The sequence below is a fragment of the Massilia sp. BGA-UO-ETr-WB1 genome (assembly GCF_059567845.1).
The window spans coordinates 795,918-814,602 of the sequence record NZ_JCAQOT010000026.1 but is presented as its reverse complement, the minus strand read 5'-3'; the positions used below and the strand labels follow the sequence as shown (position 1 = coordinate 814,602).

18 protein-coding genes are annotated in these 18,685 nt (G+C 68.6%); 13 read left to right on the top strand and 5 right to left on the bottom strand.

The annotated features are described in order from the left end of the window. Positions 1–47: 47 nt before the first annotated feature. From AC56DV_RS26005 to AC56DV_RS25990, 4 genes are read right to left on the bottom strand one after another with little or no spacing between them, the layout of a single operon-like run. Entirely contained in the window at positions 48–1,187 is a 1,140-nt protein-coding gene (locus AC56DV_RS26005; RefSeq protein ID WP_496317287.1) for an ABC transporter permease, read from the bottom strand. A 25-nt stretch (positions 1,188–1,212) separates the two neighbouring features. After that, positions 1,213–2,379 carry an ABC transporter permease gene (locus AC56DV_RS26000; protein WP_496317103.1) on the bottom strand — a complete coding sequence of 389 codons (1,167 nt, stop codon included), beginning with the start codon at positions 2,377–2,379 and terminating at the stop codon, positions 1,213–1,215. Then, positions 2,376–4,184, bottom strand: a complete 1,809-nt coding sequence (locus tag AC56DV_RS25995) for an ATP-binding cassette domain-containing protein (protein ID WP_496317102.1) — start codon at positions 4,182–4,184, stop codon at positions 2,376–2,378. The genes AC56DV_RS26000 and AC56DV_RS25995 overlap by 4 nt, the downstream gene beginning before the upstream one ends. Further along, the gene (locus AC56DV_RS25990) at positions 4,181–5,188 is read right to left on the bottom strand and encodes an HlyD family secretion protein (protein WP_496317101.1); all 1,008 of its coding nucleotides are present in this window, start codon (positions 5,186–5,188) and stop codon (positions 4,181–4,183) included. The genes AC56DV_RS25995 and AC56DV_RS25990 overlap by 4 nt, the downstream gene beginning before the upstream one ends. A 123-nt stretch (positions 5,189–5,311) precedes the next feature. Here AC56DV_RS25990 and AC56DV_RS25985 point away from each other — a divergent pair, with 123 nt between their 5' ends. Continuing rightward, positions 5,312–5,986: a TetR/AcrR family transcriptional regulator gene (locus tag AC56DV_RS25985; RefSeq protein ID WP_496317100.1), complete on the top strand. Its 675-nt coding sequence runs from the start codon at positions 5,312–5,314 to the stop codon at positions 5,984–5,986. A 4-nt stretch (positions 5,987–5,990) separates the two neighbouring features. Here the strand turns inward: AC56DV_RS25985 and AC56DV_RS25980 are convergent, their stop codons facing one another. After that, entirely contained in the window at positions 5,991–7,154 is a 1,164-nt protein-coding gene (locus AC56DV_RS25980; protein WP_496317099.1) for an MFS transporter, read from the bottom strand. 118 nt (positions 7,155–7,272) lie between these two features. On the opposite strand from AC56DV_RS25980, the gene AC56DV_RS25975 reads away from it, so the two are divergent. The 12 genes from AC56DV_RS25975 to AC56DV_RS25920 all read left to right on the top strand — a co-directional run bounded on the left by AC56DV_RS25975 (position 7,273) and on the right by AC56DV_RS25920 (position 18,678). Continuing rightward, on the top strand, positions 7,273–8,154 hold the full coding sequence (locus tag AC56DV_RS25975) for a LysR family transcriptional regulator (protein ID WP_496317098.1): 882 nt from the start codon (positions 7,273–7,275) through the stop codon (positions 8,152–8,154). Positions 8,155–8,368: 214 nt separating this feature from the next. Next, positions 8,369–9,550: a type II secretion system F family protein gene (locus tag AC56DV_RS25970; protein WP_496317097.1), complete on the top strand. Its 1,182-nt coding sequence runs from the start codon at positions 8,369–8,371 to the stop codon at positions 9,548–9,550. Next, complete coding sequence (locus AC56DV_RS25965) at positions 9,547–11,211, top strand: GspE/PulE family protein (protein WP_496317096.1); 1,665 nt, start codon at positions 9,547–9,549, stop codon at positions 11,209–11,211. Before AC56DV_RS25970 ends, AC56DV_RS25965 begins: the two co-directional genes overlap by 4 nt. Beyond that, positions 11,192–11,854 carry a hypothetical protein gene (locus AC56DV_RS25960; protein WP_496317095.1) on the top strand — a complete coding sequence of 221 codons (663 nt, stop codon included), beginning with the start codon at positions 11,192–11,194 and terminating at the stop codon, positions 11,852–11,854. The genes AC56DV_RS25965 and AC56DV_RS25960 overlap by 20 nt, the downstream gene beginning before the upstream one ends. After that, entirely contained in the window at positions 11,851–12,420 is a 570-nt protein-coding gene (locus AC56DV_RS25955; protein ID WP_496317094.1) for a hypothetical protein, read from the top strand. The genes AC56DV_RS25960 and AC56DV_RS25955 overlap by 4 nt, the downstream gene beginning before the upstream one ends. Further along, entirely contained in the window at positions 12,417–13,016 is a 600-nt protein-coding gene (locus tag AC56DV_RS25950) for a hypothetical protein (protein ID WP_496317093.1), read from the top strand. Before AC56DV_RS25955 ends, AC56DV_RS25950 begins: the two co-directional genes overlap by 4 nt. Continuing rightward, positions 13,013–13,546 carry a hypothetical protein gene (locus tag AC56DV_RS25945; RefSeq protein ID WP_496317092.1) on the top strand — a complete coding sequence of 178 codons (534 nt, stop codon included), beginning with the start codon at positions 13,013–13,015 and terminating at the stop codon, positions 13,544–13,546. Before AC56DV_RS25950 ends, AC56DV_RS25945 begins: the two co-directional genes overlap by 4 nt. Further along, a complete protein-coding gene (locus AC56DV_RS25940) occupies positions 13,543–15,018 on the top strand; it encodes a type II secretion system protein GspD (RefSeq protein ID WP_496317091.1) in 1,476 nt (491 codons plus the stop codon). Before AC56DV_RS25945 ends, AC56DV_RS25940 begins: the two co-directional genes overlap by 4 nt. After that, positions 15,008–15,484, top strand: coding sequence for a type II secretion system protein (locus tag AC56DV_RS25935; protein ID WP_496317090.1), 477 nt, complete (start codon positions 15,008–15,010; stop codon positions 15,482–15,484). Before AC56DV_RS25940 ends, AC56DV_RS25935 begins: the two co-directional genes overlap by 11 nt. Further along, positions 15,459–15,866 carry a type II secretion system protein gene (locus tag AC56DV_RS25930; protein ID WP_496317089.1) on the top strand — a complete coding sequence of 136 codons (408 nt, stop codon included), beginning with the start codon at positions 15,459–15,461 and terminating at the stop codon, positions 15,864–15,866. The genes AC56DV_RS25935 and AC56DV_RS25930 overlap by 26 nt, the downstream gene beginning before the upstream one ends. Positions 15,867–16,141: 275 nt before the next feature. After that, complete coding sequence (locus AC56DV_RS25925; RefSeq protein ID WP_496317088.1) at positions 16,142–17,191, top strand: pectate lyase family protein; 1,050 nt, start codon at positions 16,142–16,144, stop codon at positions 17,189–17,191. Positions 17,192–17,211: 20 nt separating this feature from the next. Further along, positions 17,212–18,678: a pectate lyase family protein gene (locus tag AC56DV_RS25920; RefSeq protein WP_496317087.1), complete on the top strand. Its 1,467-nt coding sequence runs from the start codon at positions 17,212–17,214 to the stop codon at positions 18,676–18,678. Positions 18,679–18,685: the final 7 nt, after the last annotated feature.

The window sequence follows — 18,685 nt, the reverse complement described above, 5'->3', positions numbered from 1 at the left end:
ATCCGACGCGGACCGATCGGGCGCAAAATTGCCTTTTGGCTACAGCCTCAGGACAGGCGGTTGCGGAACAGCCAGGCCGCCAGCGGCAGCGTCAGGGCGGCGATCACCAGCATGGGCAGCAGGTCCATCGCCACCACGCGCAGCCCCACGCCTTCCAGGTAGACGCGCTGCACCAGGTCGATGGCGAAGCGCAGCGGATTGGCCAGGGTGAGCGTTTGCAGCAGCTGCGGCATGTTGCGCACCGGCGTGGTCAGCCCGGACAGCAGCATCATCGGCATGATGAGCACAAAGGTGTACAGCATGGCCTGCTGCATGTTCAGCGACACGGCCGATATCGACAGGCCGATGCCGACGCTGGCCAGCGTGAACAGGCCCAGCCCCGCGTACAGCGTGAGCAGCGAGCCGGCCAGCGGCACCTTGAACCAGAGCGCGGTCACCAGCAGGATGATGGTCGATTGCGCCAGGCCGATCAGCACCGGCGCCAGCGCCTTGCCGGCCATGATCTCCAGCGGCGACATGGGCGTGACCAGCAGCTGGTCGAAGCTGCCCTGTTCGCGTTCGCGCGCCACGGACAGGGCGCTCAGCAGCAGCGTTTGCAGCATGCTCAGCGCCGCGACCATCCCGGGCAGCATGTTCCAGCGCGTTTCCAGGTTGGGGTTGTACCAGGCGCGCGACTCCACGCTGAACGCGGCGCCGGTCATTCCGCCGCCGCCGTGGCGCCGGGCCCAGTCGCGGTTGTAGGCCGCCACCACCTGGGATGCGAAGGCGGCCGCCGATCCTGCCGTATTGGAGTTGCGGCCGTCCAGTATCAGCTGCACCGGCGCGGCCTCGCCCGCGTACAGCTGGTGCTCGAAGCGCGGGCCGATCCGCACCGCCAGCATGGCCTGGTGCGTTTCGATGGCGCGCGCCATGCCTTCCTGGCTGTGCAGGGTGGCCACGCGGCGGAACACGCCGCTACCTTCCAGCCTGGCCACCAGCTCGGTGGAGGCGGCGCTGCGGCTCTGGTCCAGCAGCACATAGGGCGCGTCGGTCAGGTCGAAGGTGGCGGCGTAGCCGAACAGCATGCTCTGCACCAGCGCCGGCACGAACAGGATGGCGCGCGATTTCGGGTCCTTGACAACGGCCAGGAACTCTTTGCGGCACATATTGGCGATGCGCCGCAGCGCTGCGCGGATGGCGGGGAACATCGGGGTGGCGAACATGGTGATGGCCTCAGTCGAGTTTTTTCCGTGTCACGGCGCGCGCCACGGCAAGCAGCAGCACGGCATAGATGGCCAGGACGGCGCAGTTCTTGACGATCAGCGGCCACACGTTCCCGGCCAGGAACAGCGTCTTGATCAGTTCCATGAAGTAGGTGGCGGGCAGGGCGTTGCCGACGTACTGGATGGCGCGCGGCACGTTGCGCAGGTCGAACAGGAAGCCGGACAGCATCAGCGACGGCATGAAGCTGCTGAGCAGCGCCACCTGGCTGGCCAGGAACTGGTTGCGCGTGACGGAGGAAATCACCAGGCCCATGCCGACCGCCACGAACAGGTAAAGCATGGACGCCAGCACCAGCACGATCAGCGAGCCTTGCATCGGCACGTGGAACAGGAAGCGGGCAGCCAGCAGGCAAAGCGCCAGGCCGGCCATGCCGACGGTGAAGTAGGGGATGATCTTGGCCAGCAGGATCTCGGCCGGGCGCACCGGCGTGACGAACAGCGCTTCGAGCGTGCCGCGCTCCCATTCGCGCGCCATCACCAGCGCTGTCAGAAAGGCGCCCACCAGCGTCATGATGAGGACGATCAGCCCCGGCACCAGGTACCAGGTGCTGGTGTTGGCGGCGTTGTACCACATGCGCTGTTCGATGGTGACCATGCCGGCGCCAGGTGTGCCGGATGTGCCGGCCGCGCTGCCCTGGCGGTCGGCCCGGATGGCGGACCATTGCGCCAGCGCGCCGCCGGTGTATTGCAGGATGATGCCGGCGCGGTTGGCGTCGGTGCCGTGCACCAGCACCTGCACGCGGGCGCCGCCTTGTGCCAGGCGGCGCGAGAAGTCGGCCGGAACGCGCACGATGCCGTCCACGCGGCGCTCGGTCATCAGCTGTTCGGCTTCGCGCATGGAGGCCAGCAGCACCGGCGCGATGGCGGTGGTGTGCAGCAGGCCGGCGACGGCGTTGGCGGCGGTGGGGGAGGGGTCTTCCAGCACCACCGCCACCGGCGCGTTTTTCACGTCCAGCGACAGGCCGTAGCCGAAGATCAGGATCAGCACGATGGGCAGGGCGATGCCGATGGCCAGGTTGCTGGCGTCGCGCAGCAGCTGGCGGAACTCCTTGCGCACCAGTGCGCGCAGGCGGGCCGCGCCGCTGCCGCTGCTTCCGGGCTGTGCTTGCCGCGTCATGGCTGATCTCCCCGGCGATTCTGTTCGACGATGCCGATGAAAGCCTGCTCCATGCCCGGCGCGCCGCCGGCCTGTTCGCGCACCTGCTGCGGCGTGCCGATGGCAAGCAGCTTGCCCGCATCCTGGATGACGATGCGGTCGCAGTATTCGGCTTCCTCCATGAAGTGGGTGGTGATGATGACCGTCACGCCCGCCGCCGCCAGCGACGTGATGCGGCGCCAGAACTCGCGCCGCGCCAGCGGGTCGGCGCCGCTGGTGGGTTCGTCCAGGAACAGGATCTCGGGCGAGTGCAGCAGGCCGACCGCCATCGCCAGGCGCTGCTTGAAGCCGCCGGGAAGCTGGCCACTGGCCATGTCCTCCTGGCCGGCCAGCTGGAACTGGGCCAGCACCTCGCCGGTGCGCAGGCGCAGGCGTTCGCCGTGCAGGCCGTAGGCGGTGCCGAAGAATTTCAGGTTCTCGGCCACGGTGAGGTTGCCGTACAGGGAAAACTTCTGCGACACGTAGCCTACCTTGCGGCGCGCTTCGGCGCGCGCGTGGCGCAGGTTCACGCCTGCCACTTGCAGCATGCCGCTGCTTGCGGGCAGCAGGCCGCACAGCATGCGGAACGTGGTGGTCTTGCCGGCGCCGTTGGGGCCGAGCAGGCCGAAGATCTCGCCGCGCGCGACGCTGAAGCTGGTGCTGGAGACGGCCGTAAAGTCGCCGAACTTGCGCACCAGGTCGCGCACCTCGATGACAGGTTCGCCGGCCTGTACCTGCGTCCGTGCCGGCGCTGCGCCGGCCGGGCGCGCTGCGCTGCCGCCAGCCCACGCCGCGTGTGCCTCGCTTGCCGCGCCGCGCTCCTGCCCACCACCGCCGCCGCTACTTTCCTGCGCGCGCAGGATCAGCATGAACCCATCCTCCAGCCGCGCCTCGGCCGGGGTCGTGGCGGCGCCGTCCAGCAGCGCCGCCACGGCTTGCGGCGCGGCTTCGCGGCGCTGGATGTAGCGCACCCGGCCGCCTTCCGGCACCGCGTCGACGATGCTGGCGCCCGCATCCAGCAGCCTTGCCTGCAGAGCGCGCGCGGTGGTGCCGGCAGGCGGCGTCGCCATATGGCACATGCCCTGCGCCCGGCTGCGGATGGACTCGGGCGTACCGCAAGCCAGCACCATTCCCTCGTGCAGCACGCACACGTGCGCGCAGCGTTCCGCCTCGTCCAGGTAGGAGGTGCTGACCAGCACCGTCAGCCCCTGCTCGGCCACCAGTTGCTGCACGATGTCCCACAGTTCGCGCCGCGACAGCGGGTCCACGCCCACGGTCGGTTCGTCGAGCAGCAGCAGCTCGGGCGAGCGCACCAGCGTACAAGCCAGTCCCAGTTTCTGCTTCATGCCGCCGGACAGCTGGCCGGCCTGCCGGCCCGTGAAGCGCTCCAGGTCCGTCATGTGCAGCAGCCGGCTGAAGCGGCTGCGCCGCACGCCGGCTTCCACGCCGTGCAGATCGGCGTAGAGGTCCAGGTTTTCCTGCACGCTCAGGTCCTCATACAGGCCGAAACGCTGGGGCATGTAGCTGATGCGGTCCTGCACCTGCTGCGGATGGCGCGCCACGTCAATGCCCAGCACCTGCAGCTGGCCCGCGCTGGGCGTCATCAGGCCGGCAGCCAGCCGCAGCAGCGTGGTCTTGCCCGCGCCGTCCGGCCCCACCAGCGCCGTCAGCGCACCCGCCGGCACCTGCAGCGATACGCCGCGCAGCGCGTCGACCGCGCGTCCCGACTCCTTCACCAGGAAGCGCTTGTGCAGCCCGCTCCCCGCCAGCGCCATGCCGGTGTTCATTTTGGCGCCTGTACCAGCGGCCGCGCGATCCGCACGGTGGCGGGCATGCCCAGGCGCAGGCGGTCGTCCTTGTCCTCGGCCAGCACGCGCACTTCATAAACCAGGCTGGTGCGAAGGTCCTCCGTCTGCACCGTCTTCGGCGTGAACTCCGCCACCGACGAGATATAGCCCACCTTGCCCGCAATCGCCTGGCCGGGCAGGCTGTCGATGGCGATGCTGGCAGCCATGCCCGGCTTGACCAGGCCCAGCTCCGTCTCCCGCACATAGGCCCGCACCCATTTCGGATCGGTGATCGCCAGCGTGTACACCGGCCGCTGCGGCGACGCCATGTCGCCGGCTTCCATCAGGCGCGAGCGCACCACGGCGGCGATGGGCGCGCGCAGCTCCGCGTCCTTCAGCTGCTGCGCCAGCACGGCCGTTTGCGCGCGCGCCGCTTCCAGCTGCGCTTCCGCCTGCGCGATGTCTTCCTTGCGCGCGCCGGCCTGCACCAGTTCCTGCGACTTGCGCGCGCCTTCCAGCCGCGCCTGCGCCGCCTTGCTGCGCGCCGCCGCGTTGTCCACGTCCTGCAGGCTCACGGCGCGTCCCGTCGGCCCTTGCACCAGCCCTTGCAGGCGCGCCAGGCTCTTTGCCGCCACGTCCGCCTCGGCCTGGGCCTCCGCCGTCTGCGCGCGCGCCTGGCCAACTTCCTGCGGCCGGTTGCCGGCGCGCAGCCGGGCCAGCGTCTGTTCCAGCGCGTTGGCCTGCGCGCGCGACTCGGCGATGCGCAGCTCCAGCGTGGTGGTATCGAGCTTGCCCACCACCTGTCCGGAGCGAACACGGTCGCCTTCCTGCACCGCCAGGCTGGCGATGCGCTCGCTGGCGTTGAACGCCAGCGATACCTGGCGCAGGTCCACATTGCCGTACAGGACCAGGTCCGCGTCGGCAGGGGCTGGGCGGCTGGCATACCACGCCGCCGCGGCAGCCGACAGCACCAGCACTGCGGCGATGATGATCTTCCTGTTCATATTGCAGCCCTCCCGCGCTAAAGTATGCGAGAATTCTACATCAAATTTAAATTTGAATTTGAATTATTGGAGAGGCGCTGCGTTTTTTTCATTCCCGCGCGCCTTCCCCTACAATGTCGCCCCATGACCACTGCCAAGCCTAAACCAACCGCCGCCCCGTTGCGCGCCGCCCGCTCGGACGGGGACGCCACGCGCAGCGCCATCCTCGATGTCGCCGGGCAGGTGTTTGCGCAGCGCGGTTATGCCGACGCCACCAGCAAGGAGATCTGCACCCGGGCGGGTGTCAACATCGCGTCGGTGAACTACCACTTCGGCAGCCGCGGCGGCTTGTACGAAGCGGTGCTGGTGGAGGCGCACAACCATTTGCTGCGGCTGGAGGAGATGCAGGCGCTGGCCGCCGGCCCGGGCGATCCGCGCGAGAAGCTGCGCGCCATCGTCAGCCGCATCGTCGAGCATGTGACGGGGCCGCGCGCGCATTGGGGCAGCCGGGTGGTGGTGCGCGAGCTGCTGTCGCCCAGCGAGCACGCGCCGGCGCTGGTGCAGCAGGCCATAGCGCCCAAGGCCGCGATATTGATCGGCATCGTCAGCCAGATCGTCGGCTTGCCGCCCACGCATCCGGCCATGCAGCGCAGCCTGTTCTTCACGCTGGCGCCGTGCCTGGCCATGCTGCTGGCGCCGGCCGAGCTGCGCACCCATGTGCTGCCCGGCCTGGGCGGCGACCCCGCCCAGCTGGCCGACGACCTGCTGCGCTACGCGCTGGCCGGCATGGACGCCATCGGCGCGCAGTACCGGGCCTGAGCGTTCAGCGGGCCGGGAAGGCGTGCTGTTTCGAGTGCGCCGCAATGGCCAGCGCGGCAGCCAGCAGCAGGCACAAGGTCCAGGGCAGCGACTGGGCGCCCGCTGCGCTCAGCAGCAAGCCGCCGAACAGCCCGCCGCCGGCGATGGCCAGGTTCCAGCTGGTGACCAGCAGCGACTGCGCCACGTCCGCTGAATCGCCCGCCACATTCGCCAGCGCGGTCTGGAAGAAGGTCGGCGCGCCGCCGAAGGCCAGCCCCCACACGCCCACCGCGATATACACCGCCGCCGGATGCGTGCCCCACAGGCCGAGCGACAGCGCGGCCAGCCCGAACGCGGCGGTGCTGGCCAGCACCGTGGCGCGCAGGCGGCGGTCGATCAGCAGGCCCGCCAGCCACAGGCCGACGATGGACGCCGCGCCGAAGATGAACAGCACCGCGTCCGCCTTGCGTTCCAGGCCGGCCGGCGCCAGGAAGGGCGAGATGTAGGTGTACAGGATGTTGTGCGCCAGGACGTAGGCGAAGGTGGTGGCCAGCACCGCCTTGACGCCGCTGATGCCGAGCACCCGGCCCACCGGCGCGCGGCGCGCGCCGCTCTGGCCGGGGAAGTCCGGCACCGCCGCCGTCACCCACCCGATCAGCGCGAGCGCCAGCATGCTCATGATGCCGAAGGCGTATTGCCAGCCCAGCGTGGCGCCGAGCAGCGTGCCGGCCGGTACCCCCAGCGACAGGCCGGCCGGAATGCCCGCCATGGCCACCGCCATGGCGCGGCCCTTGTGCTGCGGCGCCACCATGCGCACCGCGTAGCCGGCCAGCAGCGCCCACAGCATGCCGGCGAACACGCCGGCGGCAAAGCGCGCCGCCAGGGTCAGCAGGTAACTGGTGGAGAGCGCGGTGACGCCGTTCACCAGCGCGAAGCCGGCGATGGTGGCCAGCAGTAGCGGCTTGCGGCGCAGGCCCTGCGTGGCGGCGGTGAGCGGAATGGCGCACAGCAGGGAACCCAGCGCATAGCTGGTGACCAGCTGGCCCACCATGGCGCCGCTGGCGTCGAGGCTGGCGCCCATCTGCGGCAGCAGGCCGGCCGGCAGTGCTTCGGTGAGGATGGTGATGAAGCCCGCCATGGCCAGCGCGAGCAGGCCGGAAAGCGGGAAGGGGGAATCGGATTTGGTCATGGCGTTGCCCTGTGGTTGAAAGTCCGCCCACAGTAGCGGCCCTGCGTCTGCGGAAAAAGTGGGCTAGACTTCCTGACTTTAAGGACAATTCCGTCCTGAATGGGGAGCGGAAGCGGAAATGGAAAGTCTGAGCGGATTCAACGTGTTCGTGCAGGTCGCCGAGACGCGCAGCTTCGTGGCGGCCGGCCGCGCGCTGGGCATTTCCGCGTCGGCCATCGGCAAGAGCGTGGCGCGGCTGGAGGAGCGCCTCGGCGTGCGGCTGTTCCACCGCAGCACGCGCAGCATGACCTTGACGGCGGAAGGCATGATGCTGCTCGAGCGCAGCCGCCGCGTGCTGGCCGAGATCGAGGCGGCCGAGCAGGAACTGTCGCAGTCGGCCAGCCTGCCCAAGGGCCGATTGCGCGTCAGCCTGCCGCTGGTGAGCGGGCTGGTGCTGCCGCTGCTGGCCGACTTCATGCGCGCCTATCCCGCCGTGGAGCTGGACCTGTCCTTCACGGACCGCATGGTGGATGTGGTGGAGGAGGGCTACGACGCGGTGGTGCGCACCGGCGAGCTGCTCGATTCGCGCCTGTCGTCGCGCCAGCTGGGCAGCTTCGGCACCGTCATCGTCGGCTCGCCGGCCTACTTCGCGCAGCACGGCGTGCCGCAGCGCCCCGCCGACCTGGCCGGCCACCCGTGCATGCACTACCGCTATCCGAACTCGGGCAAGCTGGAAGTGTGGCCGCTGCTGCGCAAGGAAGGCGAACCGGAGCTGCGCCTGCCCACTTCCATGATCTGCGATAACGCCGAGACGCGGGTCTGGTTCGCCCTGCAGGGGCTGGGCATCGCCTGCCTGCCAGCGTTCGCGGTGCGCGCGGAACTGGCGGCCGGCACGCTGCGCACGGTGCTGGACGACTACGTGAACCGCACCATCACCTTCCGCCTGCTGTGGCCTTCTGGCCGCCACCTCACTCCCAGGCTGCGCGCCTTCATCGACTTCATGGCCGCGCGCGGGCTGTAGCGCCGGTGCAGTAGTGGTGCGCTTGCCGCAGCCGCGCGAATTGTCTTCTCCAAACTTTATTTCGCATAGTAGAATGCAAATTGGCTGGACCAAAACTAAATTGGTCTAGCCGAAACTAGCGAAACGGCAGTGATACTCGGAGGGCGGGGGGCGCATGACAGACACCTATTGCAAGCCGGGCCGGGCCTTCGGCCCGGCGCGTTGAGAGCGCCGGATGCGGTTCGCGATACGCGCGGTTGGCCACGACAACCGCATGCAGCGGCTGGAGATCGACGCCGCAGACACCCCTGCCGCCGCCCGCGCCTGCGCCGAGCGGCGCCTGACGGTGCTGGAGGTGAAAGCGTTGTCGGCGCGGGCCGGCCGGCGCCGCAAGACCTTTTCCCTGGTGCTGTTCACGCAGGAGCTGCTGGCGCTGCTGGAGGCCGGCCTGGGGCTGGTGGAAAGCCTGGAGGCTCTGGGCGAGAAGGCCTCGCACACGGAAACCGGCGCGGTGCTGGCCCGGCTGCTGGAGCGCATGCGCGACGGCCTGCGCTTTTCGGCCGCCGCCGCTGCCGACCCCGATTACTTTCCGCCTCTGTTCGTCGGCATCGTCAAGGCCGCCGAACGCACCAGTGATTTGCCGCAGGCGCTGTCGCGCTACATCGAATACCAAGTGCGGGTCGACGGCCTGCGCGGCCGCCTGGTCAGCGCCGCCATCTATCCCGTCATCCTGCTGGGCGTGGGCAGCGCGGTCAGCCTGTTCCTGCTCGGCTACGTGGTGCCGAAATTCTCGGTGGTGTATGAAGGCAGCGGCCGCGAGTTGCCCATGATGTCGCAGTGGCTGATCGCCTGGGGCGCGATGGTGGCCGGCCACGGCGCCTACCTGCTGGCCGGACTGGCGGGCGTGGCGGCGGCCGGGTGGACGGCGTTGCGGCGGCTCAGGCGCAGCGGCCAGCTGATGCGCCTTGCCAGCCGCCTGCCGGGCGTGGCGCCGCGCGTGCACATCATGGAGCTGGCGCGCCTCTACCTCACGCTGGGCATGCTGCTGGAGGGCGGCATACCGGTGGTGGCGGCGCTCGACATGGTGGGCGGCGCCATTTCGCCGCAGCGCCGCGCGGCGCTGGCGGCGGCCCGCCACGATATCGCGCAGGGCGCCGCCTGTTCCGAGTCCTTCGAGCGGCACGGCCTGACCACGCCGATTGCGCTGCGCATGCTGCGCGTGGGCGAGCGCTCCGGCCAATTGGGATTGATGCTGCAGCGCGCCGCGCAGTTCTACGATACCGAAACCACGCTCTGGATCGACAAGTTCAGCAAGACCTTCGAGCCGCTGCTGATGGCCGCCATCGGGGTGGTGATCGGCGCCATCGTGGTGCTGCTGTACATGCCGATTTTCGATCTGGCGGGGAGCTTGCGATGATGGACGCCATGCGCGCCGCGCGGCGCAACGCCGCGCTCACCGGGCGCGCCTTCTTTGAAGAGCTCGCGGTGCTGGCGCCGTCCGAGCCGCGCCAGCTGCTGGCGCAGGCGGCCGCGCTGTTCCGCCTGCCCGCCATCGACCTGGCGGCGATGTTCGCCTGCACTCCGGCGTTCGAGCGCCTGCCGCTGGCGCGCGCGCAGCAGCGCCAGTGCGTGCTGCTGCGCGGCCCCGGCCCGGCTTGCGGCCTGATCGGCGTGCTGTGCGACCCCTATGCGCAGGACCTGCAGGTGTGGGCCGAGGCCCTGGCTGAGGAGCCGGTCGGCTGGCGCCTGGCGCTGCCGGCCGAGCTGCACGCCTACCTGGCCAAGCAGGAGGAGTCGGTGCGCTCCATCGACAGCCTGGTGGCCGGCGCGGGCGAGGCCGGCGACGACGGCGCGCGTTTGCTGGAAAGCCTCAGCTACGCCTCGCTGGGCGAGGCCGGCAGCCCGGCCGTCAAGCTGGTCAACTCCACGCTGTACGACGCGCTCAAGAGCGGCGTGTCCGACATCCACTTCGAAAGCACGCCGGGCGGCATGCTCACCAAGTACCGCATCGACGGTGTGCTGGAACAGGCGGCGCAGGTGAGCGGCGGCGCGCTGGCCGAGCAGGCCATCTCGCGCATCAAGGTGCTGGCCGAACTCGATATCGCCGAGCGCCGCGTGCCGCAGGACGGCAGCTTCCGCGTGGCCGCGCAGGGCCGCGAGATCGACCTGCGGGTGTCCATCATGCCGAGCGTGCACGGCGAGGATGCGGTGATCCGCATCCTCGACAAGCAGGCCATGGTCAGCGCCCACGGCGGCCTCACGCTGGACGCTTCCGGCTTCGCCGCCGACCACCTGGCCACCATGCGGCGCCTGGTGGCGGAGCCGTACGGCATGCTGCTGGTGACCGGGCCGACCGGCTCCGGCAAGACCACCACGCTGTACGGCGCGCTGACCGAAATCCACAGCGGCCGCGAGAAAATCATCACCATTGAAGACCCGGTCGAATACCAGCTGCCGGGCATCCTGCAGATTCCGGTCAACGACAGGAAGGGCCTGTCGTTCGCGCGCGGCCTGCGCTCCATCCTGCGGCACGACCCGGACATCATCATGGTCGGCGAAATCCGCGACCGCGAGACCGGCGAGATCGCGGTGCAGTCGGCGCTCACCGGGCACCTGGTGCTGTCCACCGTGCATGCCAACAATGTGTTCGATGTGTTCGGACGCTTCGCCCACATGGGCATCGATCCGTATTCCTTCGTTTCGGCGCTGAACGGCGTGGTGGCGCAGCGGCTGGTGCGGCTGAACTGCCGCCATTGCAGCGCGCCGTATGCGCCGGACGACGAGGAACTGCTGCGCGCCGGGCTGGCGCGCGCCGCCGTTGCGGGCTACCGCTTCATGCGCGGCTGCGGCTGCGGCGAGTGCCGGGGTTCCGGCTTCAAGGGGCGGCGCGCGGTGGCCGAGATCCTGATCCTGGACGACAAGCTGGCCGAACTGGTGGTGGAACGCAGGCCGCTGCGGCAATTGAAGGAGATGGCGCGCGCGGGCGGCATGCGCAGCCTGTTCGAGGATGCGCTGGCGCTGGTGGCCAGCGGCGACACCACGCTGGAGGAGGTCAAACGTGTCACGATGGCGGGATGAGAACATCGGTTTGGAGGTAGGCGGGCAAGCCGTGCTGCTGCGCCGCGCCGGCGCGTCCATGGCGCTGCAGGCCGTCGCCGGCGACTGGCCCGCGATGGCGGCGGAGCTGGCGCAGCTGCTGCCGGCGCGGGGGCGGCCGCGGCTGGCGGTGCGCGTGGCCGATTGCTGGGTGCGTCACTTTCTGCTGGAGCCGCCGGCCGGAGGCGCCAGCCTGCGCGATTGCCGCCTGCTGCTGGCGGCGCGCTTCGAGGCGCTGTACGGCGACAGCGCGGCTGGGTGGCTGCTGCGGGCGGACTGGCAGGCGGGCCGCCCGATGCTGGCGTGCGCCATGCCGCGCAGCCTGCGCCAGGCGCTTGATGGATGGCGGCTGGCGTCGCTGGCGCCGGTATTGCTGGCGGACTGGAACCGCCACTGCGCGGCCTTGCCCGATACCGGCGCCTGGTGCGGCAGCGGCGACGGCATGCACAATCTGCTGTACTGGGAACATGGACGCCTGCGCGTGGTGCGCCAGCAGCGCGGCGGCGACGTCGAGGCCTTGCTGGCGCTGGAGCTGGCGCGCCTGGGCGCCGACATGCCCTTGCAGCGTTTCGCTGCGGGCGACGCCGCGCCGGACGGCTGGCGCCCCATGGAGCTGGCCGCATGAAGCCGATGCTGATCGATTTCGCCGGCGAAGGCGGCAGCTGGCGCTGGGATTGGCGGCTGCCCGGCACCCGGCTGTTCCTGGTACTGCTGGTGCTGGCCTGCGCGGCGGGCGGGCTTGCGCTGCAGCGCGGCCTGCAGCTGCGGCAGGAGGCGGCGCGGCTGGAGCTTTCCCGTGCCGCTTCACAGGCAGCGCAGGCGCGTGCGGCGCTGGCTGTGCGCAAGCTGCAGCAGGGCGGGGCGGGCGACATGGCTTTGCTGCACCAGGCGGAACGCCACCGCAGGTCGCCATGGGAGGCGATTTTCCGCGCCTTCGAGGCGGCGCCGGCGGCGCGCCTGGAGTCGTTCGAGCCGGATCTTGCGCGCGGGCTGGTCAAGGTCCGCGCCCATGTGGCCGATGCTGCGGCGGTACAGGTTTATGTGCGTGGCTTGCAGGAGAGCCCGGTCTTCCAGCGCGTGTCGCTGCTGCGGCATGAAGTGGCCGAAACCGGTGGGGTCGATTTTGCGTACGAGGCGGTGCTGGCCGCGCCATACCGCCTGTCTCCGGCTGGGCAGGAGCCTGCGCCATGATGCGGCTGAACACCTTGCGCTGGCACCTGGAGGTGCTGGCATGGCGGCACGGCCTGTGGGGCGCGGCCGGTGCGCTGCTGGCCGCCGTAGCGCTGCTGTTGTGGCTGTGCTGGCTGCCGTCGCAGGAGGCCGGACTGGCGCAGGCAATGCTGGCAGAGCGGCTGGGGCAAGCCGGCCAAGTCGGTCGGCATCATCAGGTCGCCCTTGCCGGGCAAGGCGGCCAGCTCGGACAGGTCGGCGAGGCGGCTGGGCTGGGCCGGGTGGGCCGGTCGTCCGGCGGAGATCTGCCGCAGGCGGAGCAGGCTGCCGATGGCGTGGCGCGCCTGTTCGCGCTGGCCGCAGAGCAGGGGCTTCAGCCCATGCAGGCCGATTACCGGCGCGATGAAACGGGCGCGGTCGGACGCTGGCAGGTGCAGATGCCGGTCGCCGGCGCTTATCCGCAGCTGCGCCGTTATCTGCGCGCCGCGCAAGCGATACCGGGGCTGTCCATCGATACGCTGGGTCTGCATCGGGGCAGCGGTGCTGCGACTGTCGAGGCGCGACTGTCGCTCTCGGTCTGGTACTCGGTGACGCCGGCAGGCGAGGTGCATCCATGACCAAACGCATGGCAGGCCTGATGCTGTGTGCATTGGCGCTTGGCTTGCTGCTGGCGCTGGACGGACCTCAGTCCGGGTCTTTGGTGGAGGCCAGCGGCGGGCCGGGTCGGCCGCAGCGTCCCGCGCCCGACCCGCCAGCCGGCGCTGCCTCGTTGGCTGACGCCGCGCTTCTCGGACCAGCTGCGCATGGGACGGCACAAGCGGAGCACGCGGCACAGGCGGCGCAATTGGATGATGCGGTTGTCGACCTGTTTGCCGGCGCCGGCGGCGTAGCGCCATCGGCCGGCCCGCCGCGAGGCCCTGCGGACGGGGAGCCGCCTGCCGCCGTCCCCGTTACGCTGCTCGGCTTCAAGGAAGAAAACGGCACCCGCGACGCTTACTTGCTGCATGACGGTGCGGTATACATGGTGCGCGCCGGCGCCACGCTGCAGCGGCGCTACCGCGTGCTCGTGCTGCAGCGGGACTCGGTGCATCTACAAGACCAACAAACCGGAGAAAGAATCCGGATCGCTTTCGGGGATAACGAATGAAGATTATCGTAGCGGCAGCGCTGCTCGCGGGAACCCTGGGTGCCTGCGCCGGCGCGCAGGCAGCGTCGCCGCCGACTTCATCGCCGCCTGCGCCGTCCCTTCCGGCCTTCCAGCAGAAAATCAACCTGCAGTTCCGCGATGCGCCGCTGCGCGCCGTGCTGGAAGCGCTGTCGCTGTCGTCGGGCGTCAACTTCACGCTGGACAAGGATGTGCCGCCGGACCTGCGCGTCAGCGTGCACCTGGTCGATATCACGCTCGACGCGGCGCTGCGCAACGTGCTGCTCGGCGCGCAGCTGGAACAGGCGGTGATCGACCCGCGCACCGTGCTGATCTACGCAGCCGAACCCGCCAAGCAACGCCAGCACCAGAAGCTCGCCATCCGCAGCTTTAGCATCGCCAACGCCGACGCCAAGGCGGTGGCCAACAGCCTGCGCACGCTGCTGAAAACGCGCGACCTGGTGGTCGATGAAAAGCTCAACATGCTGGTGCTGCGCGACACGCCCGAAACCATCCAGATGGCGGCCCGGCTGGTGGCCCTGCACGACGTGGCCGAACCGGAGGTGATGCTGGAAGTGGAGATACTGGAAGTGCAGCGCAGCGACCTGGAAGCGCTGGGCGTGAAGTGGCCGGCCAATGTCACGCTCAGCCCGCTGGCCTCCAGCCGCCCCGGCGCGGACGGCTCGTCCGGCAGCGCCTTCACGCTGCACGACCTCACGCGCCTGAATTCGCGCGGCATCGCGGCCAGCGTCGATCCGATGACGCTGTCGGCCACCACCAACCGCGACAACGTCAGCGTGCTGGCCAATCCGCGCATCCGCATCAAGAACCGCGAGAAGGCGCAGATCCGGGTGGGTGAACGGGTGCCCAGCGTATCGGCCAACGTGACTTCGACCGGCGTCACCTCGCAGTCGGTGAATTACCTGGACGTCGGCCTCAAGCTGGAGGCCGAGCCGGTGGTCTATCTCGACGATGAGGTATCGATCAAGCTGAACCTGGAAGTGAGCAGCATCCTCGGCACGGTGTTCGACAACAACAACCAGCCCTACGGCTACCGCATCGGCGCGCGCAATGCCAGCACGGTGCTGCGGCTGCGGGACGGTGAAAACCAGGTGCTGGCGGGACTCATCAGCGACAACGACAAGCGCAGTTCCAGCGCCATTCCCGGCATCGGCGAGCTGCCGCTGCTGGACCGCCTGTTCGGGCGCAAGGAGAATTCCCGCACCAAGACCGAGATCGTGCTGTCGATTACGCCGCGCGTGCTGCGCAAGCAGCCGCGCGCCGCGTCGGCCGACATCGAGTTCGACGCCGGCACCGACGCCAGCCTGCGCGGCGGGGGAGCCGTAACGCCGGCGCAGCCGGCACTGCAGCCGCCGACCGCGCCGCTGGCTCCGTTACCGTTGCCGGCGCAGCTGCAGTTGTCTCCGCAGTCCACGCCGGCGATGCAGGCATACGACGAGCGCAGTGGCGGCTGACGTGAAGGGCTTCACGCTCATCGAGCTGCTGGTGACGCTGGCCATCGTCGCCCTGCTGTCGACCATTACGCTGCCGCTGGCCCAGGTGGCGGTGCAGCGCCAGAAGGAGCAGCAATTGCGGCAGGCGTTGCAGGAGATCCGCGCCGCGCTGGACCTGTACCAGCGCGCCAGCGCGGAAGGGCGCATCGCCAGCCCGCCGGACAGCAGCGGCTACCCGCCCTCGCTGGCCGCGATGGTGGACGGCGTGAAGGACCAGCGCAGCGCCGGCGCGCGCAAGCTGTACTTCCTGCGCAGCGTGCCGCGCGACCCCTTCTGCAGCGACCCCGTGCTGACGGACGAGCAATGCTGGGCGCCGCGTTCCTATCAGAGCGATCCGAACGAACCCAAGCCGGGCACCGACGTCTACGATGTGCACTCCAGATCAGAACAGGTGGGCCTGAATGGCATTCCCTACCGGCGCTGGTGAGCGCACATTGCGGCGCGCTGCGCAGCGCGGCTTCACCCTGATCGAACTGCTGGTGGTGCTGGCCATCCTGGCGCTGCTGCTCACGCTTGCCACGCCGCGCCTGTTCCATAGCCTGGACCGCTCGAAGGAGGCCGTGCTCAGGGAAAACCTGCACGTCACGCGCGGCGTCATCAACAAGTTTTACACCGACCACGGGCGCTATCCGCGCGCCCTGGACGAACTGGTCGAGCGCCAGTATCTGCGCGCGCTGCCGCGCGACCCGGTCACTGAAAGCAACGCCACCTGGATCCTGGTGGCAGGCGACCGCGAGCAGGGCGTGGCGGACTTGCGCAGCGGCGCGCACGGCGCTACCGCCGACGGCATACCGTTCATCCATCTCTAGTTTGGTCAGGCCGAATGTTCATTGTTGAAATATTTGGTCAGTCCTTTTGTTGTATTTTGGTCTGACCAAAATAAATTTGGTTAACCAAATAAACAACACCAGATCGAAGATTGCATGTATTTTACAAGAAAATTCCCTAATTCTTATCAAAATGCGCAAATTTTCACAAGTCGCTAGTGACTTGCATAAAAAAGCGGCATTGACAGAAATCTTTGTTAAAGAGCATCCTGAACTGGCAGTTTCCCGATAAAAAATACACATAGGAGATAGTCGAAATGAAGGTAACGCAATTGAAATTGGTGGCCGCAGCCACCGCACTGCTGGCCGCTTCCTGCGCAGTGGCCGGTCCGATCGGCTACGGCGCCGCCACCACCGGCGGCGGCAGCGCCACCCCGGTCAACGTGGCGACGCTGGCCGACATGCAAGCGAAGATCAACGCCTACAGCGGTACCGGTGGGCTGGTGCTCAACTACACCGGCAAGTTCGATTACGCCACCATCACCGACGTGTGCGCGCAGTGGCAGAAGCCGGCCCAGACGCTGTCGATCAAAAACAAGAGCAACATCACCATCAAGGGCAGCAGCGATTCGACCGCCAACTTCGGCATCCACATCGCCGGCAACGCGCACAACATCATCGTGCAGAACATGACCATCGGCCTGCTGCAGGGCGGCGAGGCGGCCGATTCGATTTCGATCGAAGGCATGTCGTCCGGCCAGCCGAGCAATATCTGGATCGACCACAACACCATCTTCGCTTCCCTGACTTCGTGCGCGGGTGCCGGCGACGCCTCCTTCGACGGTGGCATCGACATGAAGAAGGGCGCACACCACATCACGGTCTCCTACAACCATGTCTACAACTACCAGAAGGTGGCGCTGAACGGCTACAGCGACAGCGACACCGCCAATGCCAACGCGCGCACCACCTACCACAACAACCGCTTCGAGAACGTGAAGGCGCGCCTGCCGTTGCAGCGCTTCGGGCAGACCCACATCTTCAACAACTACTTCAACAATGTCGCCACCTCCGGCATCAACGTGCGCATGGGCGGCACCGCGCTGATCGAAGCGAACTACTTCGAGAACGTGAAGAACCCGGTCACCTCGCGCGACAGCAGCCAGATCGGCTACTGGGACCTGCGCGACAACTATGTCGGCAGCGGCATCACCTGGGATACGCCGAGCGGTGCCGTGAACGCCACCGGCTGGACCACCACCAAGGCCTTCGGTTCCACCGGCTACAGCTACACGGCGGCGCCGGCCTCCGGCGTGAAAGCCAAGGCCATCGCCACCGCCGGTGCGCGCACCAACCTGGCCCAATAAACCGTTCCCGAGGACTGAAGATGAAACTACATACGCTGATTGGCGCCGCCATTGCGATGCTGGTATCGCAGGCGCAGGCCGCCGATATCGACGCCCGCACCCTCACCGGCGCCAGTACCCCGCTGCAAACCGCCAACTACGGCATCCGCACCTATTCCGCCCCGGTGAAGGACGCGAACGGCCATGACCCGGCCAACTACAGGAAGGCGCCCGTGCTTCCGCAATGGCAGTTCGCGGTGGCCGACCCCACCGGCGGCGTGCTCACTTTCGAGCGCCAGAGCGCGCCGCAGGACGGCTGGCATACCTGGTCGCGCAAGGGCAAGGTGCTGGTGACGGGCGGTTCGGCCGCCGTGGCGAACCGGGTCTACACGGTGTACAACGGGCAGCAGCTGATCGCCGCCATCAACGAGGCCGGCAACGAGCCGAAGATCATCCGCGTGATCGGCCATATCGACCTGCGCTGGAAGAACAACAACACCGTGTTCGAGGAATACACCAGCTACCAGGACCAGAAGATGGGCGGTTCCATCATGGTGCCGTCGAACACCACGCTGGTGGGCATCAACGACGCCACCGGCAGACCTGCCCGCATCACCGGCACCAGCATCCTGATCGGCAACGAGCTGGCACTGGCGGCCGGCGGCAGCCCCGAAACCGACTTCAAGAACTGGATCGCGGCCGGCAAGGATGGCGAAGACTACCCCACCTGGACCCGCAACATCATCATCCGCAACCTGAAGATCGACACGCCGTGGGACGTCAATCCCGAGGACTCGGCCAACGCCTACGCCGACGGCGTCACCATGTCGCGCGCCCAGAACGTCTGGATCGACCACGTGACCATCAGCGACGGCGACACCCCGGACTCGCTGGCCACCGACACCCGCCACGACGGCGCGCTGGACGTGGTGCGCGGTTCGGACTACGTCACCGTGGCCAACAGCGTGTTCTTCAAGCACGGCAAAGTGACGCTGGTGGGCAACGGCGACAGCGGCCGTGCCTGGAGCGACCAGGACCGCCTGCACGTGACCTTCCACGGCAACTGGTGGGACAGCCTGGGTTCGCGCCTGCCGCTGGCGCGCTTCGGCCAGGTCCACCTGTACAACAACCTGATCACCGGCAGCACGGCGTCGGGCGTGTCGCCGGACCTGAAGTTCGGCAGCGGCCTCGATGCGCGCTACAAGTCCATGGTGCTGGCGCAGAACCACTATTACAGCTTCGTGCAGCTGAAGCCGTCCGAGTTCTGCGGCAAGGTAATCAAGGGTTCGGGCTACAACGGCTTCCGCTCGTCGGGCCACCAGTTCATCAGCACCCGGTCCGACACCGGCACCTGGGTGGGGCCGGCGATTGCGCTGGAAGGACAGTGCGGCCTGACGCTGGCCAGCGGCGCCAACGCCTGGACCCCGCCGTACGTGTACACGCTGCGCACGCCTGCGGAAACCCTGGCCTCGGTGAACGCCGGCGCCGGCGCGGGCAAACTGCCGTAAGCACGGC